Genomic DNA, 21,987 nt, shown 5'->3' on the forward strand with positions numbered 1-21,987 from the left:
GAAAGCACTCCTTGTCGCGTCAACTTGTTGGTTGACCGTGACATCGCTGCGGAATGACGCATGCGCCGGCACGACGATCGCCGGTTTTGTTGCGCGCTATTGATACCATTTGTGTCTTTACCCCGGCCCGCCTGGTGCGGAAGGATGAGTGGGACATGGAACCGATGCACTGGGAATACATGGGCGCCCTGGGCGGCGTGATCGGCATCGGCTGGCTGGTCGTGGTGCCGATGTACCGTGGCTGGAACCACCTCAACGACAAGATGACGGCCCGGGTCAAGCGCAGCATCCGCATGATGTCCGAGTGCGAAGAGCGCATGAATCCGATGGCCACAGGCGCCGAGGCCGGCCCGGCGGGCTCGCGGCTTCGCTGAGCGCGTTCAGCCTGGCGCGCGGCCCGGCTCCGTCAGGACGGGATCCATGGCGGTTCCGAGCCCGAAACGCACGCTCTCGCCCTCCACCGCCACCGCACAGCCCAGCCCGTCGGCCAGTGCCTGCAGCGCGATGGCGTCGATCGCGAGCGCGCGCGGCGCCCGGTGGGCGCCGGCGATGGGCTCGACCGGCTCCGCGGCGCCGTGGCTGGCCACGAAGCGCAGCCCGTCGCTGCCCTCGGCCTCGACCCGGATCTCGCCCAGGTTGGGCACGCTGTCGTGCAGGTGGCCGAGGGCGCCCAGCGCCATGTAGCGCAGCGCCGCGGCGGCCGGAAAGCGGGGCTCGCCTTCGACCGACGCGAGCCCCTCGCCGAGCCTCAGCCCGATGCCGTTGAGCTCGAATGCCACCCGCATCAAGGTCGTGCACTGGGCCACCAGTGCGCTGCGCGTGATGCCGTCGTCATGTGTGGCCAGCTCCCAGTCGCGCAACGAGCGCACGCCGGTGGCGAGGGCCGCCACCTGGTCCTCGATCAGCGCCACGCGCTCGGCCATGGCGGCGGCATCGGGGGGAGCCTCGGCCCCGCTGGCGAGTTGGCGCTTGAGCAGCAGCACGCCCATCCGGATCACCGACACCGGGGCCGCCATCTCGTGGCGCAGCGCCGGCAAGGCGCGGGTCAGCAGCTCGTGGCGCACCCCTGCCGCCATCCAGCTGCGCGCTCCGGGCGAAGACTTCATCGAGCCGTCATCCCGCCAACGGCCGCGCCAGGATGCGATCGAGGACGTCGAAATCGATCGGCTTCTGCAGGTGGTGATCGAACAGACCCGCGGCGTCGCCGGCCTCGTCGGCGGCGTAGCCCGAGATCGCGACCAGGAGCGGCGGCTCGCCGCGGGCGCTGGCGCGCAACTGGCGCGCCACCTCGGTGCCGGGAAAATCGGGAAGGGTGAGGTCGACCAGCGCGGCGTCGAAGCGCTGCTGGGCGGCCACATCGAGCGCCTGCTGGCCGGTGTAGGTGCAGCATGCCGTGTGATCCTGCAGCACCAGCAGCTCCTGCAGCAGGTCCGCCGCGGCGTGGTTGTCGTCGACGATCAGGACATTCACTTGCAAATCTCCGCCAAAGCAAAGTTCCAGAGTATCGGGCCGGCAAGCGCGGCGGCGGTGTAGGACGCCGCCCCGCACCGTTCAGGCCGCCGGCGTTTCGGCGCTCAGCGGCAGAATCACGCTGAAGGCGGCGCCCTGGCCCGGCGCACTCGCCAAGTCGATTTCGCCGCCGTGCGAGCGCACGATCTGGCGCGCGATATAGAGGCCCAGGCCCAGACCCGGGGCCTGCCGGCGGCTGTCGTCGGTACGCTCGAACTGCTCGAAGATCCGCGCATGGTCCTCGGCCGCGATGCCCGGGCCCTGGTCGCTGACGCTCATCCGCGCGCGGCCACCCTCCTGGCGCACGCTGACCTCGACCTGCTTGCCGGCACCGTAGCGCAGGGCGTTGGTGATCAGGTTGGTCAGCACCTGCTCGATGCGGAACTCGTCCCACACGCCCGGCACGCCGGCCGGCGCTTCGAAGCGGATCGGCGGGCCCACCGCCTCGGCCTGCTGTGCCAGGCTCTCGACCACGCCGCGCGCCAGCTGCGCGAGGTCCACCGGCCGGGGCTGGATCGACAGGGCGCCGCTGCGCATGCGGGTGACGTCGAGCATGTCGTCGATCAGCCGCACCATGTTCTGGATCTGCCGCTGGTCGCGCTCGATCATCGCCGGCAGGCGGTCGGGCGCGAAAGGCGCCATGTTGTTCTTCGACAGGTGCAGCTTTCGCACCTGGGTCTCGAGGTAGAGCGTGTTGAGCGGCGTGCGCAGCTCGTGAGAGACCATCGACATGAAGTCGTCGCGCATGCGCACCGCGCGCTCCAGCTCGCGCTGGGTGCACTGCAGCTGCTGCACCAGTGCCTCCTGCCGGCGGTGTGACACGGCCAACGCGTCGATCTCGTGCTTGAGCGCCTTGCGATGCCGGTACAGGTCGACGAAGACGCTGACCTTGCTGCTGACCGTCTGGGCGTCCAGCGGCTTCTGCAGGAAGTCGACCGCGCCGCTCTCGTAGCCCTTGAAGGCGTAGTTCATCTCGCGCCCGGCGGCGCTCACGAAGATGATCGGGATGTGGCGCGTGCGCTCGGTGCCGCGCATCATCTCGGCCAGTTCGAAGCCGTTCATGCCTGGCATCTGGACGTCGAGGATGGCGAGCGCGAACTCGTGCTCCAGCAACAGCGCCAGCGCCTGCTCGGCCGACGACGCCTGGTACACCGGCCGTCCCGGGCCGCGGATCAGCGCCTCGAGCGCCAGCAGGTTTTCCGGCAGGTCGTCGACGATCAGCAGCTTGCTTTCGACATCAATGGGCATGGGCAGCATCCAGTTCCAGCAGAAGCGCGCGGATCTCGCGCAGGGGTAGCACGAAATCGGGCGCGTGGGCGGCGATGGCCGCGCGCGGCATGGTCGGCACCAAGGCCTCGGCCGGGTCCTGGACCACCGTCAGTCCGCCGGCCTGGTGGATGCGCAGCAGGCCCTCGGCGCCGTCTTCGTTGGCCCCGGTGAGCAGCACGCCGGCCAGCGCCGGGCCATAGGCATCGGCCGCCGAAGCCATCAGCACGTCGATCGCCGGCCGCGAGAACAGCACCGGCGGCTCGCAGCTGAGCGAGAAGCAGCGGTCGCGCTCGATCGACAGGTGATAGCCAGGCGGCGCGAAGTACAGCGTGCCCTGCGCCACCGGCGCCTTGTCCTCGGCCTCCAGGACCGGGAACGGCAGCCGGTGGCGGAAGATCTCGGCCAGCCGGCTTTCATGGGCCTCGGGCAAGTGGATCACGACCGCGGTCGGCAGCCGCCAGCTTGCCGGCAGGTTGCCGAGCAGCGCGATCAGCGCGTCGACGCCACCGGCCGAGGCGCCGACGACCACGGCCTCGATCCGGCGCGCCGGCAGCGGACTGGCGGTCATGCGGCAACCTCCGTGCTTCGCACTGCGGTGCGAGCCCCCTTCGGAGCGGCCGGGCGGGGGCTCATGAGGCCTTCCGGTAGATGCGCTCGGCGCGCGCCAGCACCCCGAAGCGCTCGGCATAGCCGGAGAAGTCGATGCTCTCCTTGGCGCCGAGGCCGAGAAAGCCGCGGTGGCACAGCGACTCGTGGAACAGACCCAGCGCGCGGTCCTGCAGGGCCCGGTTGAAGTAGATCAGCACGTTGCGGCAGGACACCAGGTGGGTCTCGGCGAACACGCTGTCGGTCGCCAGGCTGTGGTCGGCGAAGGTCACGTCGGCGCACAGCGAAGGATCGAAGCGGGCGGCGTCGTAGGCCGCCGTGTAGTAGTCCGAGAAGGCGCGCTGGCCGCCGGCGCGCTGGTAGTTGGCGGTGTAGTTGCGCACCGACTCGAGCGGAAAGATGCCCTGGCGCGCCTTCTCGAGCGAGGCCGGATTGATGTCGGTCGCATAGATGCGGGTGCGCTCGAGCAGGCCTTCCTCGCGCAGCAGGATGGCCAGCGAGAACACCTCCTCGCCGGTGCTGCAGCCAGCCACCCAGACCGTCAGCGACGGATAGGTGTGGAGCACCGGCACCACCTGGCGCCTGAGCGCCAGGAAGTAGGCCGGGTCGCGGAACATCTCGCTGACCGGGATCGTGAGGTATTGCAGCAGCTGCGCGAACAGCGCCGGGTCCCGCAGCACGCGCTCCTGCAGCGCCGAGATGTTCGGCAGGCCGAGCTGGCCCAGCGCATACAGCACGCGCCGTTTCTGCGAGGCGCCGGTGTAGTCGCGGAAGTCGTAGCTGTACTTGAGGTAGATCGCCTCCATCAGCAGGCGCAGCTCGATCTCCGTGGCGCTCGGCGGATGCAGTGCGCGTTGCACCGGATTCGTCTTCACAGCCGCTCCATCTTCGGCATCCACACGCGCAGCAGCGAGAACAGCCGGTCGAGGTCGACCGGCTTCGCCAGATAGTCGTTGGCGCCGGCCGCCAGGCACTGCTCCTGGTCGTCCTTCATGGCCTTGGCGGTGACCGCGATCACCGGCAGTTTCTCGAAACGCGGGTCCTGGCGCAGCCGGCGCGTGGCCTCGAGGCCGTCCATCTCCGGCATCATGACGTCCATCAGCACCAGGTCGATGTCCTCGACCTGGTCGAGCTTTTCGAGCGCCTCGCGGCCGTTGCGGCCGATCTCGACCGTGGCGCCGCGCTGCTCCAGCGCGCTGGTGAGAGCGAAGATGTTGCGTACGTCGTCGTCCACCAGCAGGATGCGGCGGCCCTCGAACACCCGGTCGCGGCCGCGCGAGGTCTTCAGCATGCTCTGGCGTTCGCTCGACAGGTCGGCCTCGACCTTGTGCAGGAACAGCGTGACCTCGTCGAGCAGGCGCTCGGGCGAGCGCGCGCCCTTGATGATGATCGAGCGCGAATAGCGCAGCAGCTCGGCTTCCTCGTCGCGGGTCAGGTTGCGCCCGGTGTAAACGATCACCGGCGGGAACGAGACGATCTCCTCGGTCGCCATCCGCTTGAGCAGCTCGCTGCCCTGCATGTCGGGCAGGCGCAGGTCGGTGATCATGCAGTCGAAGACGCGGCTGCGCAGCAGCGCCAGCGCCTCCTCGCCCGACGCCACCGCGGTGATCACGACGTCGTCGTCGGCGATCAGCTTCACCACGCTTTCACGCTGCAGCGCGTCGTCCTCGACCAGCAGCACCGCCTTGACCTTCTGCGTCAGCTTGTCCTCGAATTTGCGGAACACGGCCTTCAGCTGGTCGCGCGTGGTCGGCTTCAGCGCATAGCCGATCGCGCCCATGTGCAGCGCCGCCTCGGCGCTGTCCTGGGCCGACACGACGTGGACCGGGATGTGGCGGGTCAGCGGATCGTCCTTGAGGCGCTGCAGCACGCCCAGGCCGGGGCTGTCGGGCAGCCCCATGTCGAGCAGGATCGCGTCGGGCAGGAACTGGGTCGCCAGGCTGAAGCCGTCGGCCGCGCCGTGGGCGATCAGGCAGCGGTAGCCGAGCTCGTGCGCGAGGTCGTAGAGGATGTGGGCGAACTGCGGTTCGTCCTCGATCACGAGCACCCGCCGGGCCTGGTCGCGCGGCAGGGCGCGATCGTCGGCGAACTGGGGCGCGGGGATCGCCGCCGCGACCGGGGCCGCAGGGGCCGGCGGCGCCGGCGGCAGATCGGCGCGGGCCGGCGCAGGGGGCGCCATGGGCGCCGCCTGCGCGTCGGCCTGCGGCGCCCGCGCCGGCAATTGCAGCGTGAAGGTGCTGCCGGCGCCGGGCACGCTGTGCACGTTCAGCGTGCCGCCGAGCAGGCGGGTCAGGTCGCGCGAGATCGAGAGGCCCAGGCCGGTGCCGCCGTAGCGCCGGCTGGTGGTGCCGTCGGCCTGGCGGAAGGCTTCGAAGATCACCTCCTGCTGGTCGGCCGGGATGCCGATGCCCGAGTCGGACACCGCGAAGGCGGCTCCCCCATCGGCCGTGCCCGACACGGTCAGTGCGACCTCGCCACGGTCGGTGAACTTGAGCGCGTTCGACAGCAGGTTCTTGAGGATCTGCTCGACCCGCTGCCGGTCGGTGACCAGCGAAGCCGGCGCGTCGGGACGGATGTCGAGCCGGAAGCCGAGCTGCTTCTGCCCCGCCAGCGGAGCGAAGTTCATGCGCAGGCTCTCGCCGAGCCTGGCCAACGGCACATGCTCGGCCACCACGTCGAGCTTGCCGGCCTCGACCTTGGCGATGTCGAGGATGTCGTTGATCAGGACCAGCAGGTCGTTGCCTGAGGCGTAGATCGATTCGGCGAACTTCACCTGCTCGGCGTCGAGGTTGCCCCGCGGGTTGTCACCCAGCAGCTTGGCCAGGATCAGCGCGCTGTTGAGCGGCGTGCGCAGCTCGTGCGACATGTTGGCCAGGAATTCGGACTTGTAGCGGCTGGCGCGCTGCAGTTCGTCGGCCCGCTCCTCGAGGTCGCGCTGGACCCGGCGCAGCGCGGCATTGCGCTGGTCCAGCGCCTCCGTGCGCTCCGAGAGCTGGCTGTTGGTCTGTTCCAGTTCGGCCTGCTGGTTCTCCAGCGTGGCCTGCGAGGCCCGCAATGCGCGCGACTGCTCCTCGAGCTCCTCGTTGGCGGTGCGCAGCTCTTCCTGCTGGACCTGGAGTTCCTCGTTGAGCTGCTGGGTCTCGGCCAGCGCGTCCTGCAGTTGCTGGCGATAGCGCACCGCGCCGACCGCGCTGCCGATGGTGGCGGCCACCAGGTCGAGCAGCTGCAGGTCGCGCTCGTTCGGCGGGCGCGGCAGGCCGAGCTCGATCACGCCGTTGACGACGCCGTCGTTCTGGACCGGCAGCAGCACCGCGGCCGCCGGCGCCATCTCGCCAAGCCCCGAATTGACCTTCAGGTAGTCGGCCTGCACCGGCTCGACCCGCAGCAATCGCCTCTCCGACGCCGCCTGCCCGACCAGGCCCTCGTTGGGAGCGAACACCTGTGACGAGGCCTCGGCCGCGGTCGAGAAGCCATAGCTCGCGATCCGGTGCAGCGCGCCATGGCGCTCGCGCAGGTACATCGCGCCGACCAGGCTGCCGACATGGCGCGAGAAGAAGGCCAGCACCTTGCGCCCCATCTCCTGGGCGCCGGGCTCGCCCACCAGTTCGGCACCCAGCTCGGTCTGGGCGCTGCGCAGCCAGGCCTGCTGCCGCAGCGTCTCGGCATGCGCGGCCTGCTCGCCCAGCACCGCGTCGTAGCTGTCCGACAGGCGCAGCAGTTGGCGCCGGCCGAAATAGGCCAGCAGCCCGGTGGAGGCCAGGGTGAACAGCACGAACAGCGCGACGATCGCGATGCTGGTGCTCGTGACCTCGTTGTTGCGCTGGAATCGCAGGTTGCGCTCGGTGTCGACGAAGGCCGCGAACTCGGCGCGCATGTCGTCGGTCAGGCGCTTGCCGCGGCCCAGGCTCACCGCCTGCTGGTAGTCGCCGCCGTTGCGCCGCAGGGCGATGGTCTCGCGGGCGAAGTCGTTCCACGAGGCCTGCAGCGCAGCGATGCGGTCGACCCGCGTCGCCTGCGCGGGGTTGTCAGACACCAGGGCCTTCAAGGCGCCGAAGTCGTCTTTCACGCGCGCCAGGGCGCTGTCGTAGGGCTCCAGGAAACTCTCGTCGCCGGTGATCAGGAAGCCCCGCATGCCGGTCTCCATGTCGATGCTGCGGCGCTGCAGCTCGGTCGCGCTGCCCGTGACGCGGTCGGTGTGCTCGACCCAGCCGATCACCGACAGCAGGTAGAGGATCAACCCGACGAACACCACGGCCCCGACCACGCCGCCGATCAGCGGCAGCTTCAGGTTGCGGCTGAGCAGGCGCTGGAATTCCTCGGGGTCGATCGCGGAAGGAGTTTTCATGGAGGCGAAGATGGACGAAGCAAAACCCGACAAGCGTGCCAGACCCGGCGGCGGAGCCCTGTCGGATATGGCCGCGAACTGGGCCGCCGCGCCTTACGATGCGGCAGCGCCGCGCTACCCTTGCCCCATGGACATCTTCGACGAACCCAAGATCGACTGCCACAACCACATCCTCGACCCCAGGCGCTTCCCCTATGCGAGCGACACGCACTACGCGCCGGCGGGCCAGGAGACGGGCTCGGCCGATCTCTTCCTGACCGTGATGGCGGCCCATGGCGTGCAGCGGGCCCTGGTCGTCGGCCCCAACTCCGGCTACGGCACCGGCAACAACGCCTGCTTGATCGACGCCATCGCGCGCAGCCAGGGCCGCATGAAGGGGATCGCGGTGGTCGACAACGGCATCGCGCTCGACGCACTGGCCGAGCTGAAGGCGCAGGGCATCGTGGGCGTGGCCTTCAACCCCTCCTTCCTCGGCGTCGATTACTACCTCGGTGCCGGCGCGCTGATCGGCAAGCTGCGCGAGCTCGGCCTGCTGCTGCAGGTGCAGGTCGAGCGGGACCAGCTGCCCGCCCTGCTGCCGCTGCTGGCGGACGCCGGGGTGCCGATCCTGATCGACCATTGCGGCAAGCCCGATATCGCGGCAGGCCTGCGGCAGCCCGGCTTCCAGGCGCTGCTCGGCCTGGGACGATCGGGCAAGGCCTGCGTCAAGCTGTCCGGCTTCGCGAAGTTCTCGGGCCAACCGCATCCGCACCAAGATGTCTGGCCCTTCGTGCGGGCCCTGGCCGAGGCGTTCACGCTCGAGCGCTGCCTGTGGGGCTCCGTCTGGCCCTACCTGAGGGCGACCGAACGAATCGACTATGGCCTACAGCTGAAACTGATGGAGCAGCTCTTCCCGGATGCCGGCGAGCGCCGGAAGCTGTTCTGGGAAACGCCCCGACGGCTTTTTGGATGGACCGACTGAGCCGCGCGGCGCCGGAAAGGAACCGCCATGGACCCCACACCCCTCCACCCTCCCCCGGGCCGCTCGCTCAAGGCGATGTGGGCCACCATCGGCGCCCTCGCCGTGGCGGTCGCGGCGCTGGGTGGCGTCCTGCTGCACCAGCTGGCCCGCAACGCGGACTCGGCGCCGGCTTCACCGGTGGCCGCGGCGCCGCCGATGCTGGCGCCCGCGCCCGATGACGGCAAGCCCGGCCTGGTGCCGGCCGCGCCGCCACCGCCGGTCGTGGCGCAGGCGCCCGCCCCCGTTCGCGCGCCCGACGTGCTGCCGCCACCTGCCGCGCCGGCAGCAGCCGCCCCGGCGCCGCGCCCGGTGCCGGTCTGCGCCACCTGCGGCCACGTCGAGTCGGTCCACCCCGTGCAGCGCCAGGTTCCGGCCACCGGCGTCGGCGCAGTCGCGGGCGGGGTGCTGGGCGGCGTCCTGGGCAACCAGATCGGCCATGGCAACGGCCGCACCGCGGCGACGGTGATCGGCGCGGTGGGCGGTGGCTTCGCGGGCAACGAGGTCGAGAAGCGCTACCACACCGCCACCGTCTACGAGGTCGGAGTGCGGATGCAGGACGGATCGCTGCGCACCGTCGAGACCGCCACCGCGCCGCCGGTCGGCAAGGCGGTCACACTCAAGGGCAAGCTGCTGCAGCCGGCCGACGGCCACAAATAAGGTTCAGGCCGGCACCGCGTCGACGTTGGCCCGGTCCCAGTGCCGGTGCTTCGCGATCGCGGCGACGAAGTCCTGCGCCACCTGCTGCGCGGCGCTGGCATCGCCCAGGTTGGTGACCGGGGTCGCCGCCACGACCACGCCCGACGGCGCCGCCTTCGGGTCGGCGCCGATGCCCAGCGTGGCCAGCAGTTCGACCCCCTCGCCCACGGTGCAGATCGCCTTGCAGTGCTTGTAGGCCTCGAGCACGAAGTGCACCGCGTCGCCGTTGGCTGCCAGCGTTCGAGCGCCCTCGGCCCCGGCCGGCACCAGCACGGCGTCGAACATCACCGAGGGCATGTTGACGAAAGTCGCATCGATATCGAGCTGGCGCTTCGAGGCGCTGGCGACGGTGCCGAGCCGCGGTCCGACCAGCTTGCACTGCGCGCCGGCCTGCTCGATGCCCTCGCGGATCGCCTTCAGCGACGCCGAGTCGACCCCGTCGGCGACCAGGATGGCGACCTTGCGGGTCTTGATCGAGCCGTTGCCGGTGTCTGCCATGCGGAGCGCCCGCGATTCGTCGATCGGCATCGTGAAGCGGTGGGCCCGGAAGCCCGCGCGCCCGGCCGCGGCCTTGGCGTCGGGCGCGTTGATGCCCAGCACCTCTGCGACGCGCCGCGCCAGCTTCTCGTCCACATGCGCCAGGTTGTCGACCATGCGCTGGCGCACGGCCGGCACCTCGACCTTGGACAACTCGAAGCGGAAGGCCGCGATGATGTGCTCCTTCTCGGGCGCACTCTGGCTGTTGAAGAAGAGCCGGGCCTGCGTGAAGTGATCGTCGAAGGACGGACTGCGCCGGCGCAGCTTGGGCGGCTCCAGCTCCTCCGGGAAGGACTGGAAGCCGGCGCTGGCGCCATCGACCCGGAACTCCTTGCCGTCGCCCAGCGAATTCGGCTCATACGCCACCTGGCCGCGCGCGATGGTCTGCCGGTGCATGCCGTCGCGCTGGAAGTTGTGGAAGGGGCAGACGCCCTTGTTGATCGGCAACTCGTGGAAGTTGGCGCCGCCCAGGCGCGAGATCTGCGTGTCGGTGTAGGAAAACAAGCGCCCCTGGAGCAGCGGGTCGTTCGAGAAATCGATGCCCGGCACCACGTGGCCCGGATGGAACGCCACCTGCTCGGTCTCGGCGAAGAAGTTGTCCGGATTGCGGTTCAGCACCATGCGGCCGATGCGCTGCACCGGCACCATTTCCTCCGGGATCAGCTTGGTCGGATCGAGCAGGTCGAAGCCGAAGGCGTGTTCCTTGTCCTGCGGGATCATCTGCACGCCGAGCTCCCATTCGGGGAAATCACCGGCCTCGATCGCCTCCCACAGGTCGCGCCGATGGAAGTCGGCATCCTTGCCGGCGATCTTCTGCGCCTCGTCCCAGGCCAGGCCGTGAATACCCAGCTTGGGCTTCCAGTGGAACTTGACGAAGTGGCTCTCGCCACGCGCGTTGACGAAGCGGAAGGTATGGACGCCGAAGCCCTCCATCATGCGCAGGCTGCGCGGAATGGCGCGGTCCGACATGGCCCACATCAGCATGTGGGTGGTCTCGGGCATCAGCGAGGCGAAGTCCCAGAAGGTGTCGTGCGCGCTCGCCGCCTGCGGCATGCCATGGTGCGGCTCCGGCTTGACGGCGTGGACCAGGTCGGGGAACTTCATCGCGTCCTGGATGAAGAACACCGGGATGTTGTTGCCCACCAGGTCGTAGTTGCCCTGCTGCGTGTAGAACTTGACCGCAAAGCCGCGCACGTCGCGCACCGTGTCGGCCGAGCCTTTCGATCCCGCCACGGTCGAGAAGCGCACGAAAACGGGCGTCTTCACCGCCGGATCCTGCAGGAATTCGGCCGCCGTGAATTGCGACATCGATTTGTAGACCTCGAAATAGCCGTGCGCCGCGGACCCCCGGGCATGCACCGCACGCTCGGGAATGCGCTCGTGGTCGAAGTGCGTGATCTTCTCGCGCAGGATGAAGTCCTCGAGCAAGGTCGGCCCGCGCGGCCCCGCCTTCAGCGAGTTGTGGTTGTCGGGCACCTGCAGGCCCTGGTTGGTGGTCAGCCGGGCGACATTGTCGCTGGTGAAGGCAGCCAATTGCTCCTGTTTGGCCTGGCTGCCGTCGCCCGGCTTCGGGCGACGGCCGGCGGCCGCCTTGTTCTGTTGCGTCATCGGGGTGTCCTCGGGTTTTCGCAAAACGACGGCCGGCGACCGGGCCGCGGTCCATACTGCGGGTGATGCCTCCAGCTTAAGGTCGGGCCGGCGCGAAGCACGTAGTGGGCGCGCGCTCCCGGCTGTCGGCAGTGCGAGGCGGTCACGGTAGGACCGCGCCGACGATCCCGCGGGATGACCTACGCGGTTTCGGGCGGCCCTGCCCACGCGACGCCGCGGTGCACTTCTTTACGATGAAACGCCGACGGTCGGCATCAAACCTGCTTTACCAGCTTCTCCCCACCCAAAGGTCCGCGCACCATGCTCATCAGAATCGGATTCGACATCGAGCTCGGGGTCACGGCGCCGACGGCCCTCATCTACATGCTGCAGCTCCATCCTTCGCGCGCGGCCGATCTCCAAGGCAGCGAGCAGCTCACGATCAGCCCGCCGTTGCGCACCGACCACTACACAGACAGCTTCAACAACCACTGCGCTCGCGTGGCGGTGCCCGCCGGCGTGAGCCGCGTGCGACTGCGCAACGAAGCGGTGGTGTTCGACACCGGCTGGCCGGACCCGGTGAGCCTGGACGCGATCGAACATGCGCCCGCCGACCTGCCTCTGGAGACACTGCAGTTCCTGCTGCCGAGCCGCTATTGCGAGGTCGACAGTGAACTGCTGCAGTTCGCGTGGGCCCAGTTCGGCGGCGTGCCGCAGGGATGGCAGCGGGTGCAGGCGATCTGCAATTTCGTGCACCGGCACCTGCGATTCGACTACCAATGCGCCCGCGCCACGCGCACCGCGCTGGAAGGCTGGCGGGAGCGTGTCGGCGTCTGCCGCGACTTCACGCACTTGGCGATCACCCTGTGCCGCTGCATGAACATCCCGGCGCGCTACGTCACGGGCTACCTGGGCGACATCGGCATTCCACCGGTGCCGTATCCGATGGACTTCAGTGCCTGGTTCGAGGTCTACCTGGGCGACCGCTGGCACACCTTCGATGCCCGGCACAACACGCCGCGCATCGGACGGGTGGTGATCGCGCGGGGCCGCGACGCGGCCGACGTGCCGATCACGATGGTGTTCGGCGTCAACACGTTGCAGCGCTTCGAGGTCACGACCGACGAGGTGCTTGCCTAGCTTGCACTGAAGTGCGCCCCCGCCATCACGAACGGAATCACCAGTTCGGGAACCAGGTACGCGAGCCAGACCCGGCGCGGCTCGGGCAGGCCCACCTTCGAGATCGACAACAGCCGGCCCAGGCCCGCCAGCAGCACGCCCAGGGCGATCAGGTAGACCAGGAAGCCCTGCTGGCGGACCGTGATGCCGGCCCAGAGGCAGATCAGCCCCATCGAGAAATAGGCGCCCGCCATGAAGCGGTGAACGTTGTCCAGGCGCGGACTGGTGTCCGGTTGGCCGAGCACCATCTGCACGGTGCCGCCGAACAGGGCGATGGCGGCCACGAGCAACAGGCAGGCACGCACGATGACCTGGCTGGCGAGGAGGGGGGCGTCGGGCGTCATGGAGCCTCTTTCTGGTGATCCGTTGCCGCATTCTGCCCAAGGCTAAGATCCGGCGAACCCCACTGCAGAGGAAGGTGCCGGATGCTGCGAACAATCCTGGCTTCGAGCCGCTACATCATGATCGTCCCCGTGATCGGCACCTTCCTGGGGTCGATGGCGCTGATCCTGTACGAGGCCATGGCGCTGTACGCGAGCTTCATCGACACCATCCGCGACGGCACCGTCTCGGCCAAGGCGGTCAAGATCTTCGCGGTCGGCATCGTCGAGGCGGTCGACGTCTTCCTGATCGCCATCGCGGTCTACATCATCAGCATCGGCCTCTATTCGCTGTTCATCGACGACAAGCTGCCGCTGCCCAAGTGGCTCGAGGTCCACAACCTCGAGGACCTCAAGGGCAACCTGGTCAGCGTGGTCATCGCGGTGCTCGCCGTGCTGTTCCTGCGCGAGGTCGTAGCCTGGGACGGCACCAGCGCCATCGCCGCGTTCGGCGCCGGCATGGCCCTGGTGATCGGCGCCCTGACCTTCTTCCTCATCAAGAACAACGCCCGCCGATGACGCAAGGCCCGCCCCGCGAGCGCAGGCCGCGGGCACCGACGGCGAGCACCGCCTCGTCGACTTCGCCCGCCGGCACTTCGATCGTCACCTCGATCGGACCCGGCGCAGCGAAGGCCTCGACCCCGGCATCGATCCGGCCGAGGACGTGGAAGCCGCCGCTGATGGCCTGCCCGTCCTGGCGATAGAGGATCGCCAGGTCGGGGCCGGGCGCCCAGCAGATCATGTCGCCGACCTCGTAGGCCTGGGTCCGCGTGCCGCTCGCCGAGACGGCCGAGGGCAGCGGGCCGAATTTCTCGCGCCTGAACAGGTCGTGCAGCGTGAGCGTCAGCGGCAGCATGGCGACGAACTCCTGCGCCGCCCGGTTGTCCGCCAGGGTGGCCGGGATCACCTGGCCATTCAGCTTCAGATGGATCTTCATGTCTGCCCTCCCCGGCCCAGCTCGAGTTCGCGCAGGCGCTTGACGTCGCGCGCGGGGGGCGAGCCGAAGAAGCGGCTGTATTCGCGATTGAACTGCGACTGGCTCTCGTAGCCGACCCGATGCCCCGCCGTGGCGGCGTCGACGTTTTCGCTGATCATGATGCGCCGCGACTCCTGCAGCCGCAGCTGCTTCTGGAACTGCAGCGGACTCATCGCCGTGACCGCCTTGAAGTGCTGGTGCAGCGACGACACGCTCATGTGGACCTCGTCCGCCAGGTCCTCGACCCGCAGCGCCTGCTGGAAGCGCTGCGAGAGCACGCTGATGGCCTGGGCGATGCGCTGGCTGTGGCTGTCGACCATCGCCATCTGGGCCAGCCGCCAGCCGTCTGGCGCCTTCAGGAGCCGGTACAGGATCTCGCGCGTGATCAGCGGCGCCAGCGCCGGCACGTCCTCGGGCGTGTCCAGCAGCCGGGTCAGGCGCAGCAGCGGGTCCAGCAGGGTGGTCGACAGGTCGCCGGTGAAGATGCCGCGCGGCGAGCGTCGGTTCGGGAGCGCGGCGTCGAGCTGCAGGTCCAGGCCGAGCGCCGCGATGTCCTTGACGTCGAAACTCAGCCGCAGGCCAAGGTACGGCGCCTCCGGCGAGGCGTCGACCACCTGGCCCGACACCGGCAGGTTCTGCGCCACGACCAGGTACTGGCTGCTGTCGTAGATGTAGACATCTTCGCCGAGCAGGACCCGCTTGCTGCCCTGCGCCAGCACGCAGAACGCCGGCTCGTGGATCGCATGCACCGGATGCTGCATCTGCGAAGCCCGGGCCAGGAGCAGGCGCGGTATCGCGGTCTGATGGGCGCCGTCGACGACGGTCATCCGGTCGATCAGCGCGGCGAGTTCGGCCCGCATCACGGTGGTCTGCAGTTGCTCGACGGGGCGCTCGCCGTGCAGCGATCGAGGGGTGGAAGTGAACATGGAGCGAAGCTTAGGCATCTCGCGCCCGCTTGTCTCGGCCCGGGCGCGTCTGCCGGACCATCGTGCAAACATCCTCCAGAATCCTGCAAGCCGAAGGCTTCGCGGCGACGCGGCAGCCTGGGGCGACAATCGGCGCGTCGTTCGAAATCACCGCCAAGATGCCGCCCCCACAGCCACTGTTCCTCAGCCTTGCGGACCCTGCGTCGCCGGGCGGCCCTCCGCGCGTGCTGAATGCCGCGGGCCGATGGGCCCTGCAGGGCAGTGCGCGATCCCCCCTGCTGGCGTGGCCCGCGACCGAGGCGCCTGCCGCGCAGGCGGCGGCCGAGCGCGCGTCCGCGGCGCGCGGCCGCACCGTGGCCGTGCTGGCGCGAGCGGATTCCGACGCGGTCGAAGGACGCGACATCCGGCTCTTCGGCGATGCCTTCGAGGCGGCGCTGCTGGGGCCCGCCGCCCACAGCGAGGCCAAGGCCCGACGCCTGCGCACCGAAGCCGAGAAGCTCGATGCGTTCTGCATGATCGTGCGTGCCGCCTCGGCCGCACCGGACCAGCAGGCCTTCGCCCAGGTCGGTCGGGCGGCGTCGAAGGCGTTGCAAGCCAGGTTCGGCGGCGGATCGATCACGTCCGCATTCGCGTGGCTGGCCGGGCCGGCGGGGCAGGCAGCGCTCGAGAGCCTCCTCACCGGCGACATCGAGCCCACGGGCGTGCTGTCGATCGCGCAGATCATCGAGGCCGCGCGGCTCGCGCAGCAGGCGGAGCAGCTGCGCGAGAACCGCTGAGGGGCCTCAGCCCAGCGGGTCGAAGCCGGGTGCCTGGCTCATCTCGGAAGGCTTGTAGATCTTGTGCTGCGCCGCCGGGCCGCCGGCGTCCGTGACCACCAGCAGGCGCCAGAGGGGATCGCGCGCCGAGGCCGTGCGCTCTTCGCCGGTGAGCTTGAAACCCGGCAGGCCCGAGGCGGTGCCTTTCACCGCGACCTTCAGCAAGGTCACGCCCTTGGCGTTCGACACCTCGAGGTCGAAGCCGATCTGCTGGGCGCTGACGTCCTCGGCCTTGTAGCCGTAGCCGCCGAAGTGACGCTTCACGTAGTCGAGCGCGGCGGCCTGGAGCTGCTCCGGCGAAGCGGCCTGCGCCGCCGCAGGGGCCGCCTCGGCCGGAGCCGGAACACCGCCACGCGCCTTGGCGGCCTGCACTTCGGCCTCGGTGGGCAGCCAGCCGCGCGGGCCGCGGACCAGCACCGCCAGCAGCTGGTCGGGTTCCCAGGAGGCGACGTGCCATTCGTCGTCGTCGCGCACCCGGGTCGACACCTTGGCGCTCTTGTTGGTCTCGAGTTCGGCGATCGGGACCCGGTTGGTCTGCACGACCGCCCTGAAGCCCTGGCCGGCGTCGAGGGTTCGCTTGAGCAAGGCCAGCCGGTCCTTGGCGCGCTGGACCTGGTTGGCCGTGCGTGCGCCGCCGCTCGCGCGGTGCTGGGTGTCCAGCGACTCGAGGTAGAACCAGCGTCCACCGGCGCCGACGCTGACATATTCGGCCCAGATGGTGGCGATGACGTTGTCGCCGGTCGCCATCCAGGCGTACTCGTAGGGCTTGTCGCGGGCATCGAACACGCCCATCTTGGCGACGATCTCGACCGGGGTGAGCCGTGGTCCTGACAGTCGCTTCTCATCGATGACAGCGAGTACCTGGGGGTCGACTTCCTTGTCCATTCAGTAGGCTTGTGGCGAGTTGGGGGCCTGGCAGTATGCCGCATCGATGGCCTCGAGGCAGCGCGCGGGCAGCCCGCGAAATCAAGGGCCGTCAGCGCACCGTCGACATCACGGTGGCGCGGCAGCGGGGCTGCTCGGACGGCTGCAGCAGGCGGCAGTTGTCGAGGGCACGCTGCTGCATGTCGCTCAGCCGGGGTTGGTTGCGCCGCGGCGGCGGCGGCTGGTTCCAGTGATTCGGTGGCGGCCGGTGCCAGTTCTGCTGGTGCGGCGGCCGGTGCCAGTTCTGGTTGTGATCCCAGCGCTGGCCATGGCCCCGCTGCCAGCCGCGCTCCCACATGCAGCGCTCGAAGTTCACGCCCCGCCGGTCGCACGCCCTGAGGTCGCGGTCGAACTGCGGGCTGTTGTGCCACTGGGCCGAGGCGGGCCCCGCGGTCAGGAGCCCGGCCATGGCCAGGAGCAGGGTCGGGATCACCTTGTTCATGCCGCGCAATATTGCATCCCCGCGCCGATTGCGCAAGGCGGACGAAGAGCTCGCATCAGGCCGGCACGTAGCCCAGCTTCTTCATCGCCGGCCCCAGCGCCTTGCGGCTCTTCTCCATGCCGTCCCAGGGACCATTGCCAACCGCCAGCCGTTCGGCGATGTTGCGCACCGTCCATTGCGATGCGCTGCGCAGATCGGGCAGTTCGTCCCATGCCAGCGGCACCGACGCGCCGAGCCCCGGACGCGAGCGCGCCGACCAGGCGCTGGCGGTGGTCGCGCCGAAACCGTTGCGCAGGTAGTCGACGAAGATCTTGCCGACGCGATTGCGCGGCCCGCTCTTGGCGACGAAGCGCTCCGGGATGGTGGTCGCCAGGTGCTGCACGACGGCTTGCGAGAAGCCCTTGACCGCATCCCAGCCGTGCTGCCGCTTGATCGGCACCAGCACGTGCAGGCCCTTGCCGCCGCTGGTCTTGAGAAAGGCCGGCAGGCCGAGCTCGGCCAGCAGCGTCTGCACCAGCATCGCCGCCTCCTGCATGCGTGCCCACGGAACGCCCTCACCCGGATCGAGGTCGAAGGTCATGCGGTCGGGCGTGTCGATCGCCTTCGACGTCGCGTTCCAGGTATGGAACTCGATCACGTTCATCTGCGCCGCCGACAGCAGCCCGCGCGCGGTGTCGATCTGCAGCAGCGGATCGTGATCGCGGTCGAGCGACGGGTCGAGCAACTTCACGCCCGGCAGCTCGCTGTGCTGCGCATGTTTCTGGAAGAACAGCTCGCCGCCGATCCCCTCGGGCGCCCGCACCAGCGACACCGGCCGCCCCTTCAGGTGCGGCAGCATGAGTTCGGCCACCTGCTCGTAGAACGCCACCAGCTCGCCCTTGGTGGTGCCGCTCTCGGTGTCGATCACGCGCTCGGCGTGGGTGATGCGCATCGCCATGGACTTCATCGCTCCTCTTTCGTGGCCGTCGGCGCGCGCGGGGGCGGCCTCGGGCGGCTCGGCGCGCTCGCGCCGGATCTGCGCCGCCGGCTTGTCGCTGCGCAGCCCCTGGAACACCGGGTGGCGGATCCGGCCCTCGCGGGTCCACTCGCCGAAGGACACCTCGCACACCAGCACCGGCTTCACCCACTGCGCCTTGACCCCGGCGGGCTTCTCGCCGAACGGGCAGGTGTCGCTGGCCTGGCGGTCGAGCCGCGCCTTGATGTCTGCCAGCCGGCTCTCGTCGAAGCCGGTGCCGACGTTGCCGCAGTAGACCAGCGTGCCGGCATCGTCGCGCACGCCGAGCAGCAGCGCGCCGAAGCCCGAACGCGATCCCTTGGGCGCCGTGTAGCCGCCGATCACGAACTCCTGGCGGCGCTGGTTCTTGAGCTTGATCCAGTCGGGCGAGCGGCGCGAGACATAGATCGATCCCTTGCGCTTGCCGACGATGCCTTCGAAGCCCAGCTGCGCCGACGAGGCGAGCAGGTCGCGCGGCGCGGCGTCGAAGACCTCGCTGAGACGCAGCTGCGCCGGCGGCCGGCTGCCGAGCAGTCGCGCCAGCCGGGCGCGGCGCTCTTCGAGCGGCACCGCGCGCAGGTCGACGCCGTCGAGGAAGGGGGCGTCGAACAGCCAGTAGACGATGTCCGACGTGGCGCCGCTGTCGAAGGCGTTCTGCAGCGCCTGGAAGTCGGGAGCGCCATGCTCGCCGGCGACCACGATCTCGCCGTCGAGCCAGGCCGAAGTCGTCTTCAGCCTGGCCAGCGACTTGGCGAGCGTGGGCAGCTTCGAGGTCCAGTCGTGGCCGTTGCGCGTGAAGCACCGGACCTTGTCGCCGTCGATGCGGGCCAGCAGCCGATAGCCATCGAACTTGAGCTCGTAGAGCCAGTCGCCGGGCGTGGCGGGTGGCGCCGAGGCGAGAGTCGCGAGTTGCGGGGCCAGCGCTTCGGGCAGGGCCGCCTTGCGGCCCTCGCTCTTCGCGGCGCTCTTCTTTGCGACGCCCTTCTTCGCGGCCGGCGCCTCGCGCCGCACCGGGTCGTCCACGCCGCGGCCGCTCAGCACGCTGTCGGGCTCGGCCTCGACGACGTCGTAGTCGGCCAGCGGGCGCGCCTCGCCATCGCGCTCCTTGATGAGCAGCCAGGGCACCTGCTTCTCGCCCTCGCCGCGCATCCGCACCAGGGTCCAGTGGCCGCGCAGCTTGTCGCCGCGCAGTTCGAACTTGAGCTTGCCTTCGGCCAGCGCCGCGCGCGCATCGCCCTCGGCCGCCCACTGGCCGCGGTCCCAGACGATCACGCTGCCGGCGCCGTACTGCTTGGGCGGGATCGTGCCTTCGAAGCTCGCGTAGGAGAGCGGGTGGTCCTCGACCTGCACCGCCATGCGCTTGACCGTCGGATCGAGGCAAGGCCCTTTGGGCACCGCCCAGCTCTTCAGCGTGCCGTCGAGTTCGAGGCGGAAGTCGTAGTGCAGATGGCTTGCATGGTGCTTCTGAACGACGAAGGAGAGCATGCCCCGCGCCGACTTGCCGCCGGTGCGAGGTTCGGGCGTCTTCTTGAAATCGCGCTTGCCGTGGTAGGGCGCCAGGGCGTCGCTCGCTCGAGTGGCTGCAGGCATGGGGGTTCTCCAGTCTGGCACGTTAGTGTGCACTGGAGAACCCGCCTGTAGGAACGCGCCCCGAGTCGGAGCCCGGGCCTCAGCCCCGCTTGGCCACCAGCGTCAGGATGTCGTAGCTCGCGACCAGGTCGCCATCCTGGTTGGTCACCTCGACATCCCAGGCGACGACGCCTTGGCCGACGCCGTTGGCGTCCTTCTTCTGCCGATCGATCTTGCGCTTGCAGGTGAGGCGCGCGCGGATGGTGTCGCCGATGCCCACCGGCTTGACGAAGCGCAGCGTGTCGAGGCCGTAGTTCGCCAGCACCGGGCCGGGCGCCGGCGAGACGAACAGCCCGGCCGCCGCCGACAGCACGAAGTAGCCATGCGCGATGCGCTTGCCGAACGGGCTTTCCTTGGCCGCGATCTCGTCGAAGTGCATGTAGAAGTAGTCGCCCGAGATGCCGCCGAAGGCCACGATGTCGGCCTCGCCGACGGTGCGGCGGTGGGTCAGCAGCGAGTCGCCGATGGCCAGGTCCTCGAAGTGCTTGCGGAACGGATGCAGTTCGGATTCGTTGAGCTTCGCGCCGCGCAGGTATTCGCCGGTCACGGCGGCGATCATGCTCGGCGAGCCCTGCAGCGCCGCGCGCTGCAGGTAGTGCTTGACGGCGCGCAGGCCGCCGAGCTCCTCGCCGCCGCCGGCGCGGCCCGGGCCGCCGTGCTTCAGGAAGGGCAGCGGCGAGCCATGGCCGGTCGATTCGGCCGCGGCCTCGCGGTCGAGCACCAGCATGCGGCCATGGTGGGCGGCGGCGATCGGAATCGCCTTGGCCGCGGTCGCCGGGTCCTTGGTGACCAAGGTGCCGACCAGGCTGCCGCGGCCGCGCGCGGCCAGCGCCAGTGCTTCGTCGAGGCCGTCGTAGGCCATCAGCGTGCTGACCGGACCGAAGGCCTCGATGTCGTGCACCGCATCGTTGCCCATCGGGTCGCGGGCCAGCAGCAGGGTCGGCGAGAAGAACGCGCCTTCGGCCACGCCCTCGCCCTGCGGCGCGAAGCCGTCGCGCTCGCCGTAGACCAGTTCGGCGCCCTGCATCAGCAGGCGCACGCGCTCGGCGACGTCGGCCTGCTGCGCATGCGAGGCCAGGGCGCCCATGCGCACGTCCTCGCGCGCCGGGTCGCCGACCACGGTCTTGGCCAGCCGCGCGCGCAGCTTCTCGGCCACCGCGTCGATGTGCTGGCGCGGCACGATGGCACGGCGGATCGCGGTGCACTTCTGGCCCGACTTGACCGTCATCTCGCGCGCCACTTCCTTGACGAAGAGGTCGAACTCCTCGTCGTCGGGCGTCACGTCCGGTGCCAGGATCGCGCAGTTGAGCGAGTCGGCCTCGGCATTGAACGGGATCGACTGGCGCACGATGTTGGGGTGCACGCGCAGCTTGGCCGCGGTGTCGGCCGAGCCGGTGAAGGTCACGACGTCCATGCCGTCGAGCCGGTCGAGCAGGTCGCCGGTGCTGCCGATCACCAGCTGCAGGCTGCCTTCGGGCAACAGGCCCGAGCGGTGCATCAGGCGCACCAGCGCTTCGGTGAGGTAACTGGTCGAAGTGGCCGGCTTGCCGATGCAGGGCATGCCCGCCAGGAAGCTCGGCGCCCACTTCTCGAGCAGGCCCCAGACCGGGAAGTTGAAGGCGTTGATGTGGACCGCCACGCCGCGCCGCGGCACCAGGATGTGGGTGCCCGCGAAACCGCCCTTCTTGCCCAGGGGCATCGCCGGGCCTTCGTGCACCAGGTTGCCCGAGGGCAGCTCGTTGCCGCCGATGCCGGCATAGGCGGCCAGCGTGCCGGCGCCGCCCTCGATGTCGACCCAGCTGTCGGCGCGGGTGGCACCGGTGTGGGCCGAGACCGCGTAGAGCTCTTCCTTGTGCTCGGCCAGGTACTTGGCGAGCGCGCGCAGGCGCTGGGCCCGCTGCTGGAAGTCCATGGCCAGCAGGTTGGCGAGGCCGACCGTGCGGGCATGCTGGAGCGCCTCGCCGAAGTCGATGGCCTCGGCATGCGTGCTGGCGACCGGCCGGCCGTTGACCGCGCTGCGCAGCGCTTGCGCTGCCTGCGCGCCGAGCCAGCGGCCGCCGATGAAGCTTTGAAGGATTTGAGTCATAGAGTTCTCCAGGAAGGAAGAGACGAGGCCGGCGCCGGGCCGCCCCAAGGCGGCCTGCGGCCCCCTCGGGGGGCAGCGACTACACGA

General features: G+C 69.7%; 20 protein-coding genes. 6 read left to right on the forward strand and 14 right to left on the reverse strand.

Features of this window, described 5'->3' with window-relative positions; translation table 11 throughout:
* Positions 1 to 155: 155 nt before the first annotated feature.
* The gene (locus tag QZH52_RS16455) at positions 156 to 374 is read left to right on the forward strand and encodes a hypothetical protein (RefSeq protein WP_301810921.1); all 219 of its coding nucleotides are present in this window, start codon (positions 156 to 158) and stop codon (positions 372 to 374) included.
* Between the two features lie 6 nt (positions 375 to 380).
* On the opposite strand, the gene QZH52_RS16460 is transcribed toward QZH52_RS16455, so the two are convergent.
* From QZH52_RS16460 to QZH52_RS16485, 6 genes are all read right to left on the reverse strand, one after another.
* Complete coding sequence (locus tag QZH52_RS16460) at positions 381 to 1,106, reverse strand: hypothetical protein (RefSeq protein WP_301810923.1); 726 nt, start codon at positions 1,104 to 1,106, stop codon at positions 381 to 383.
* A 7-nt stretch (positions 1,107 to 1,113) separates the two neighbouring features.
* On the reverse strand, positions 1,114 to 1,470 hold the full coding sequence (locus QZH52_RS16465) for a response regulator (RefSeq protein ID WP_286533696.1): 357 nt from the start codon (positions 1,468 to 1,470) through the stop codon (positions 1,114 to 1,116).
* 81 nt (positions 1,471 to 1,551) lie between these two features.
* Complete coding sequence (locus tag QZH52_RS16470; protein ID WP_301810926.1) at positions 1,552 to 2,757, reverse strand: hybrid sensor histidine kinase/response regulator; 1,206 nt, start codon at positions 2,755 to 2,757, stop codon at positions 1,552 to 1,554.
* Positions 2,747 to 3,346, reverse strand: a complete 600-nt coding sequence (locus QZH52_RS16475) for a chemotaxis protein CheB (protein WP_301810928.1) — start codon at positions 3,344 to 3,346, stop codon at positions 2,747 to 2,749. The genes QZH52_RS16470 and QZH52_RS16475 overlap by 11 nt, the downstream gene beginning before the upstream one ends.
* 61 nt (positions 3,347 to 3,407) lie before the next feature.
* Positions 3,408 to 4,259 (reverse strand): CheR family methyltransferase, encoded by an 852-nt coding sequence (locus QZH52_RS16480; RefSeq protein ID WP_301810930.1) that lies wholly within the window; start codon positions 4,257 to 4,259, stop codon positions 3,408 to 3,410.
* Positions 4,256 to 7,729: a response regulator gene (locus tag QZH52_RS16485; protein WP_301810931.1), complete on the reverse strand. Its 3,474-nt coding sequence runs from the start codon at positions 7,727 to 7,729 to the stop codon at positions 4,256 to 4,258. Before QZH52_RS16485 ends, QZH52_RS16480 begins: the two co-directional genes overlap by 4 nt.
* Positions 7,730 to 7,739: 10 nt before the next feature.
* Here QZH52_RS16485 and QZH52_RS16490 point away from each other — a divergent pair, with 10 nt between their 5' ends.
* The gene (locus QZH52_RS16490) at positions 7,740 to 8,690 is read left to right on the forward strand and encodes an amidohydrolase family protein (RefSeq protein WP_366919301.1); all 951 of its coding nucleotides are present in this window, start codon (positions 7,740 to 7,742) and stop codon (positions 8,688 to 8,690) included.
* Between the two features lie 27 nt (positions 8,691 to 8,717).
* Entirely contained in the window at positions 8,718 to 9,386 is a 669-nt protein-coding gene (locus tag QZH52_RS16495) for an outer membrane lipoprotein (RefSeq protein ID WP_301810934.1), read from the forward strand.
* Positions 9,387 to 9,389: 3 nt separating this feature from the next.
* Here the strand turns inward: QZH52_RS16495 and katE are convergent, their stop codons facing one another.
* Positions 9,390 to 11,777, reverse strand: a complete 2,388-nt coding sequence (gene katE, locus QZH52_RS16500) for a catalase HPII (RefSeq protein ID WP_436411593.1) — start codon at positions 11,775 to 11,777, stop codon at positions 9,390 to 9,392.
* 93 nt (positions 11,778 to 11,870) lie between these two features.
* On the opposite strand from katE, the gene QZH52_RS16505 reads away from it, so the two are divergent.
* On the forward strand, positions 11,871 to 12,689 hold the full coding sequence (locus QZH52_RS16505) for a transglutaminase-like domain-containing protein (protein WP_301810937.1): 819 nt from the start codon (positions 11,871 to 11,873) through the stop codon (positions 12,687 to 12,689).
* On the opposite strand, the gene QZH52_RS16510 is transcribed toward QZH52_RS16505, so the two are convergent.
* Complete coding sequence (locus QZH52_RS16510; protein ID WP_301810939.1) at positions 12,686 to 13,072, reverse strand: DUF4345 family protein; 387 nt, start codon at positions 13,070 to 13,072, stop codon at positions 12,686 to 12,688. The two genes, QZH52_RS16505 and QZH52_RS16510, sit on opposite strands and share 4 nt — an antisense overlap.
* Before the next feature lie 81 nt (positions 13,073 to 13,153).
* Between QZH52_RS16510 and QZH52_RS16515 the strand changes: the two genes are divergently transcribed.
* Positions 13,154 to 13,627, forward strand: coding sequence for a YqhA family protein (locus tag QZH52_RS16515; protein ID WP_301810941.1), 474 nt, complete (start codon positions 13,154 to 13,156; stop codon positions 13,625 to 13,627).
* On the opposite strand, the gene QZH52_RS16520 is transcribed toward QZH52_RS16515, so the two are convergent.
* Positions 13,605 to 14,045, reverse strand: coding sequence for a cyclophilin-like fold protein (locus QZH52_RS16520; protein ID WP_301810943.1), 441 nt, complete (start codon positions 14,043 to 14,045; stop codon positions 13,605 to 13,607). The two genes, QZH52_RS16515 and QZH52_RS16520, sit on opposite strands and share 23 nt — an antisense overlap.
* Positions 14,042 to 15,010, reverse strand: coding sequence for an AraC family transcriptional regulator (locus QZH52_RS16525; protein WP_301810944.1), 969 nt, complete (start codon positions 15,008 to 15,010; stop codon positions 14,042 to 14,044). The genes QZH52_RS16520 and QZH52_RS16525 overlap by 4 nt, the downstream gene beginning before the upstream one ends.
* Before the next feature lie 158 nt (positions 15,011 to 15,168).
* On the opposite strand from QZH52_RS16525, the gene QZH52_RS16530 reads away from it, so the two are divergent.
* Positions 15,169 to 15,786, forward strand: a complete 618-nt coding sequence (locus QZH52_RS16530) for a hypothetical protein (RefSeq protein WP_301810945.1) — start codon at positions 15,169 to 15,171, stop codon at positions 15,784 to 15,786.
* A 6-nt stretch (positions 15,787 to 15,792) separates the two neighbouring features.
* On the opposite strand, the gene QZH52_RS16535 is transcribed toward QZH52_RS16530, so the two are convergent.
* The 4 genes from QZH52_RS16535 to paaZ form a co-directional block, all read right to left on the reverse strand.
* Positions 15,793 to 16,710 (reverse strand): hypothetical protein, encoded by a 918-nt coding sequence (locus tag QZH52_RS16535; RefSeq protein WP_286533676.1) that lies wholly within the window; start codon positions 16,708 to 16,710, stop codon positions 15,793 to 15,795.
* A gap of 91 nt (positions 16,711 to 16,801) precedes the next feature.
* A complete protein-coding gene (locus tag QZH52_RS16540) occupies positions 16,802 to 17,191 on the reverse strand; it encodes a hypothetical protein (protein WP_301810948.1) in 390 nt (129 codons plus the stop codon).
* A 55-nt stretch (positions 17,192 to 17,246) separates the two neighbouring features.
* Positions 17,247 to 19,775 carry a DNA ligase D gene (gene ligD / locus QZH52_RS16545; protein WP_301810949.1) on the reverse strand — a complete coding sequence of 843 codons (2,529 nt, stop codon included), beginning with the start codon at positions 19,773 to 19,775 and terminating at the stop codon, positions 17,247 to 17,249.
* 79 nt (positions 19,776 to 19,854) lie between these two features.
* On the reverse strand, positions 19,855 to 21,900 hold the full coding sequence (gene paaZ / locus QZH52_RS16550) for a phenylacetic acid degradation bifunctional protein PaaZ (protein ID WP_301810950.1): 2,046 nt from the start codon (positions 21,898 to 21,900) through the stop codon (positions 19,855 to 19,857).
* Between the last annotated feature and the right edge of the window lie 87 nt (positions 21,901 to 21,987).

It is taken from the genome of Variovorax ginsengisoli, from assembly GCF_030486595.1.
In the GTDB taxonomy this organism is placed as follows: domain Bacteria; phylum Pseudomonadota; class Gammaproteobacteria; order Burkholderiales; family Burkholderiaceae_C; genus Variovorax; species Variovorax ginsengisoli_B.

Excerpts from the sequence above, each read along its gene's own strand:
- QZH52_RS16455 (WP_301810921.1), top strand. The coding sequence starts at position 156 with ATGGAACCGATGCACTGGGAATACATGGGCGCCCTGGGCGGCGTGATC.
- QZH52_RS16460 (WP_301810923.1), bottom strand. The coding sequence starts at position 1,106 with ATGAAGTCTTCGCCCGGAGCGCGCAGCTGGATGGCGGCAGGGGTGCGC.
- QZH52_RS16470 (WP_301810926.1), bottom strand. The coding sequence starts at position 2,757 with ATGCCCATTGATGTCGAAAGCAAGCTGCTGATCGTCGACGACCTGCCG.
- QZH52_RS16475 (WP_301810928.1), bottom strand. The coding sequence starts at position 3,346 with ATGACCGCCAGTCCGCTGCCGGCGCGCCGGATCGAGGCCGTGGTCGTC.
- QZH52_RS16485 (WP_301810931.1), bottom strand. The coding sequence starts at position 7,729 with ATGAAAACTCCTTCCGCGATCGACCCCGAGGAATTCCAGCGCCTGCTC.
- QZH52_RS16490 (WP_366919301.1), top strand. The coding sequence starts at position 7,740 with ATGGACGAAGCAAAACCCGACAAGCGTGCCAGACCCGGCGGCGGAGCC.
- QZH52_RS16495 (WP_301810934.1), top strand. The coding sequence starts at position 8,718 with ATGGACCCCACACCCCTCCACCCTCCCCCGGGCCGCTCGCTCAAGGCG.
- QZH52_RS16505 (WP_301810937.1), top strand. The coding sequence starts at position 11,871 with ATGCTCATCAGAATCGGATTCGACATCGAGCTCGGGGTCACGGCGCCG.
- QZH52_RS16510 (WP_301810939.1), bottom strand. The coding sequence starts at position 13,072 with ATGACGCCCGACGCCCCCCTCCTCGCCAGCCAGGTCATCGTGCGTGCC.
- QZH52_RS16515 (WP_301810941.1), top strand. The coding sequence starts at position 13,154 with ATGCTGCGAACAATCCTGGCTTCGAGCCGCTACATCATGATCGTCCCC.
- QZH52_RS16520 (WP_301810943.1), bottom strand. The coding sequence starts at position 14,045 with ATGAAGATCCATCTGAAGCTGAATGGCCAGGTGATCCCGGCCACCCTG.
- QZH52_RS16525 (WP_301810944.1), bottom strand. The coding sequence starts at position 15,010 with ATGTTCACTTCCACCCCTCGATCGCTGCACGGCGAGCGCCCCGTCGAG.
- QZH52_RS16530 (WP_301810945.1), top strand. The coding sequence starts at position 15,169 with ATGCCGCCCCCACAGCCACTGTTCCTCAGCCTTGCGGACCCTGCGTCG.
- QZH52_RS16535 (WP_286533676.1), bottom strand. The coding sequence starts at position 16,710 with ATGGACAAGGAAGTCGACCCCCAGGTACTCGCTGTCATCGATGAGAAG.
- QZH52_RS16540 (WP_301810948.1), bottom strand. The coding sequence starts at position 17,191 with ATGAACAAGGTGATCCCGACCCTGCTCCTGGCCATGGCCGGGCTCCTG.
- ligD (WP_301810949.1), bottom strand. The coding sequence starts at position 19,775 with ATGCCTGCAGCCACTCGAGCGAGCGACGCCCTGGCGCCCTACCACGGC.
- paaZ (WP_301810950.1), bottom strand. The coding sequence starts at position 21,900 with ATGACTCAAATCCTTCAAAGCTTCATCGGCGGCCGCTGGCTCGGCGCG.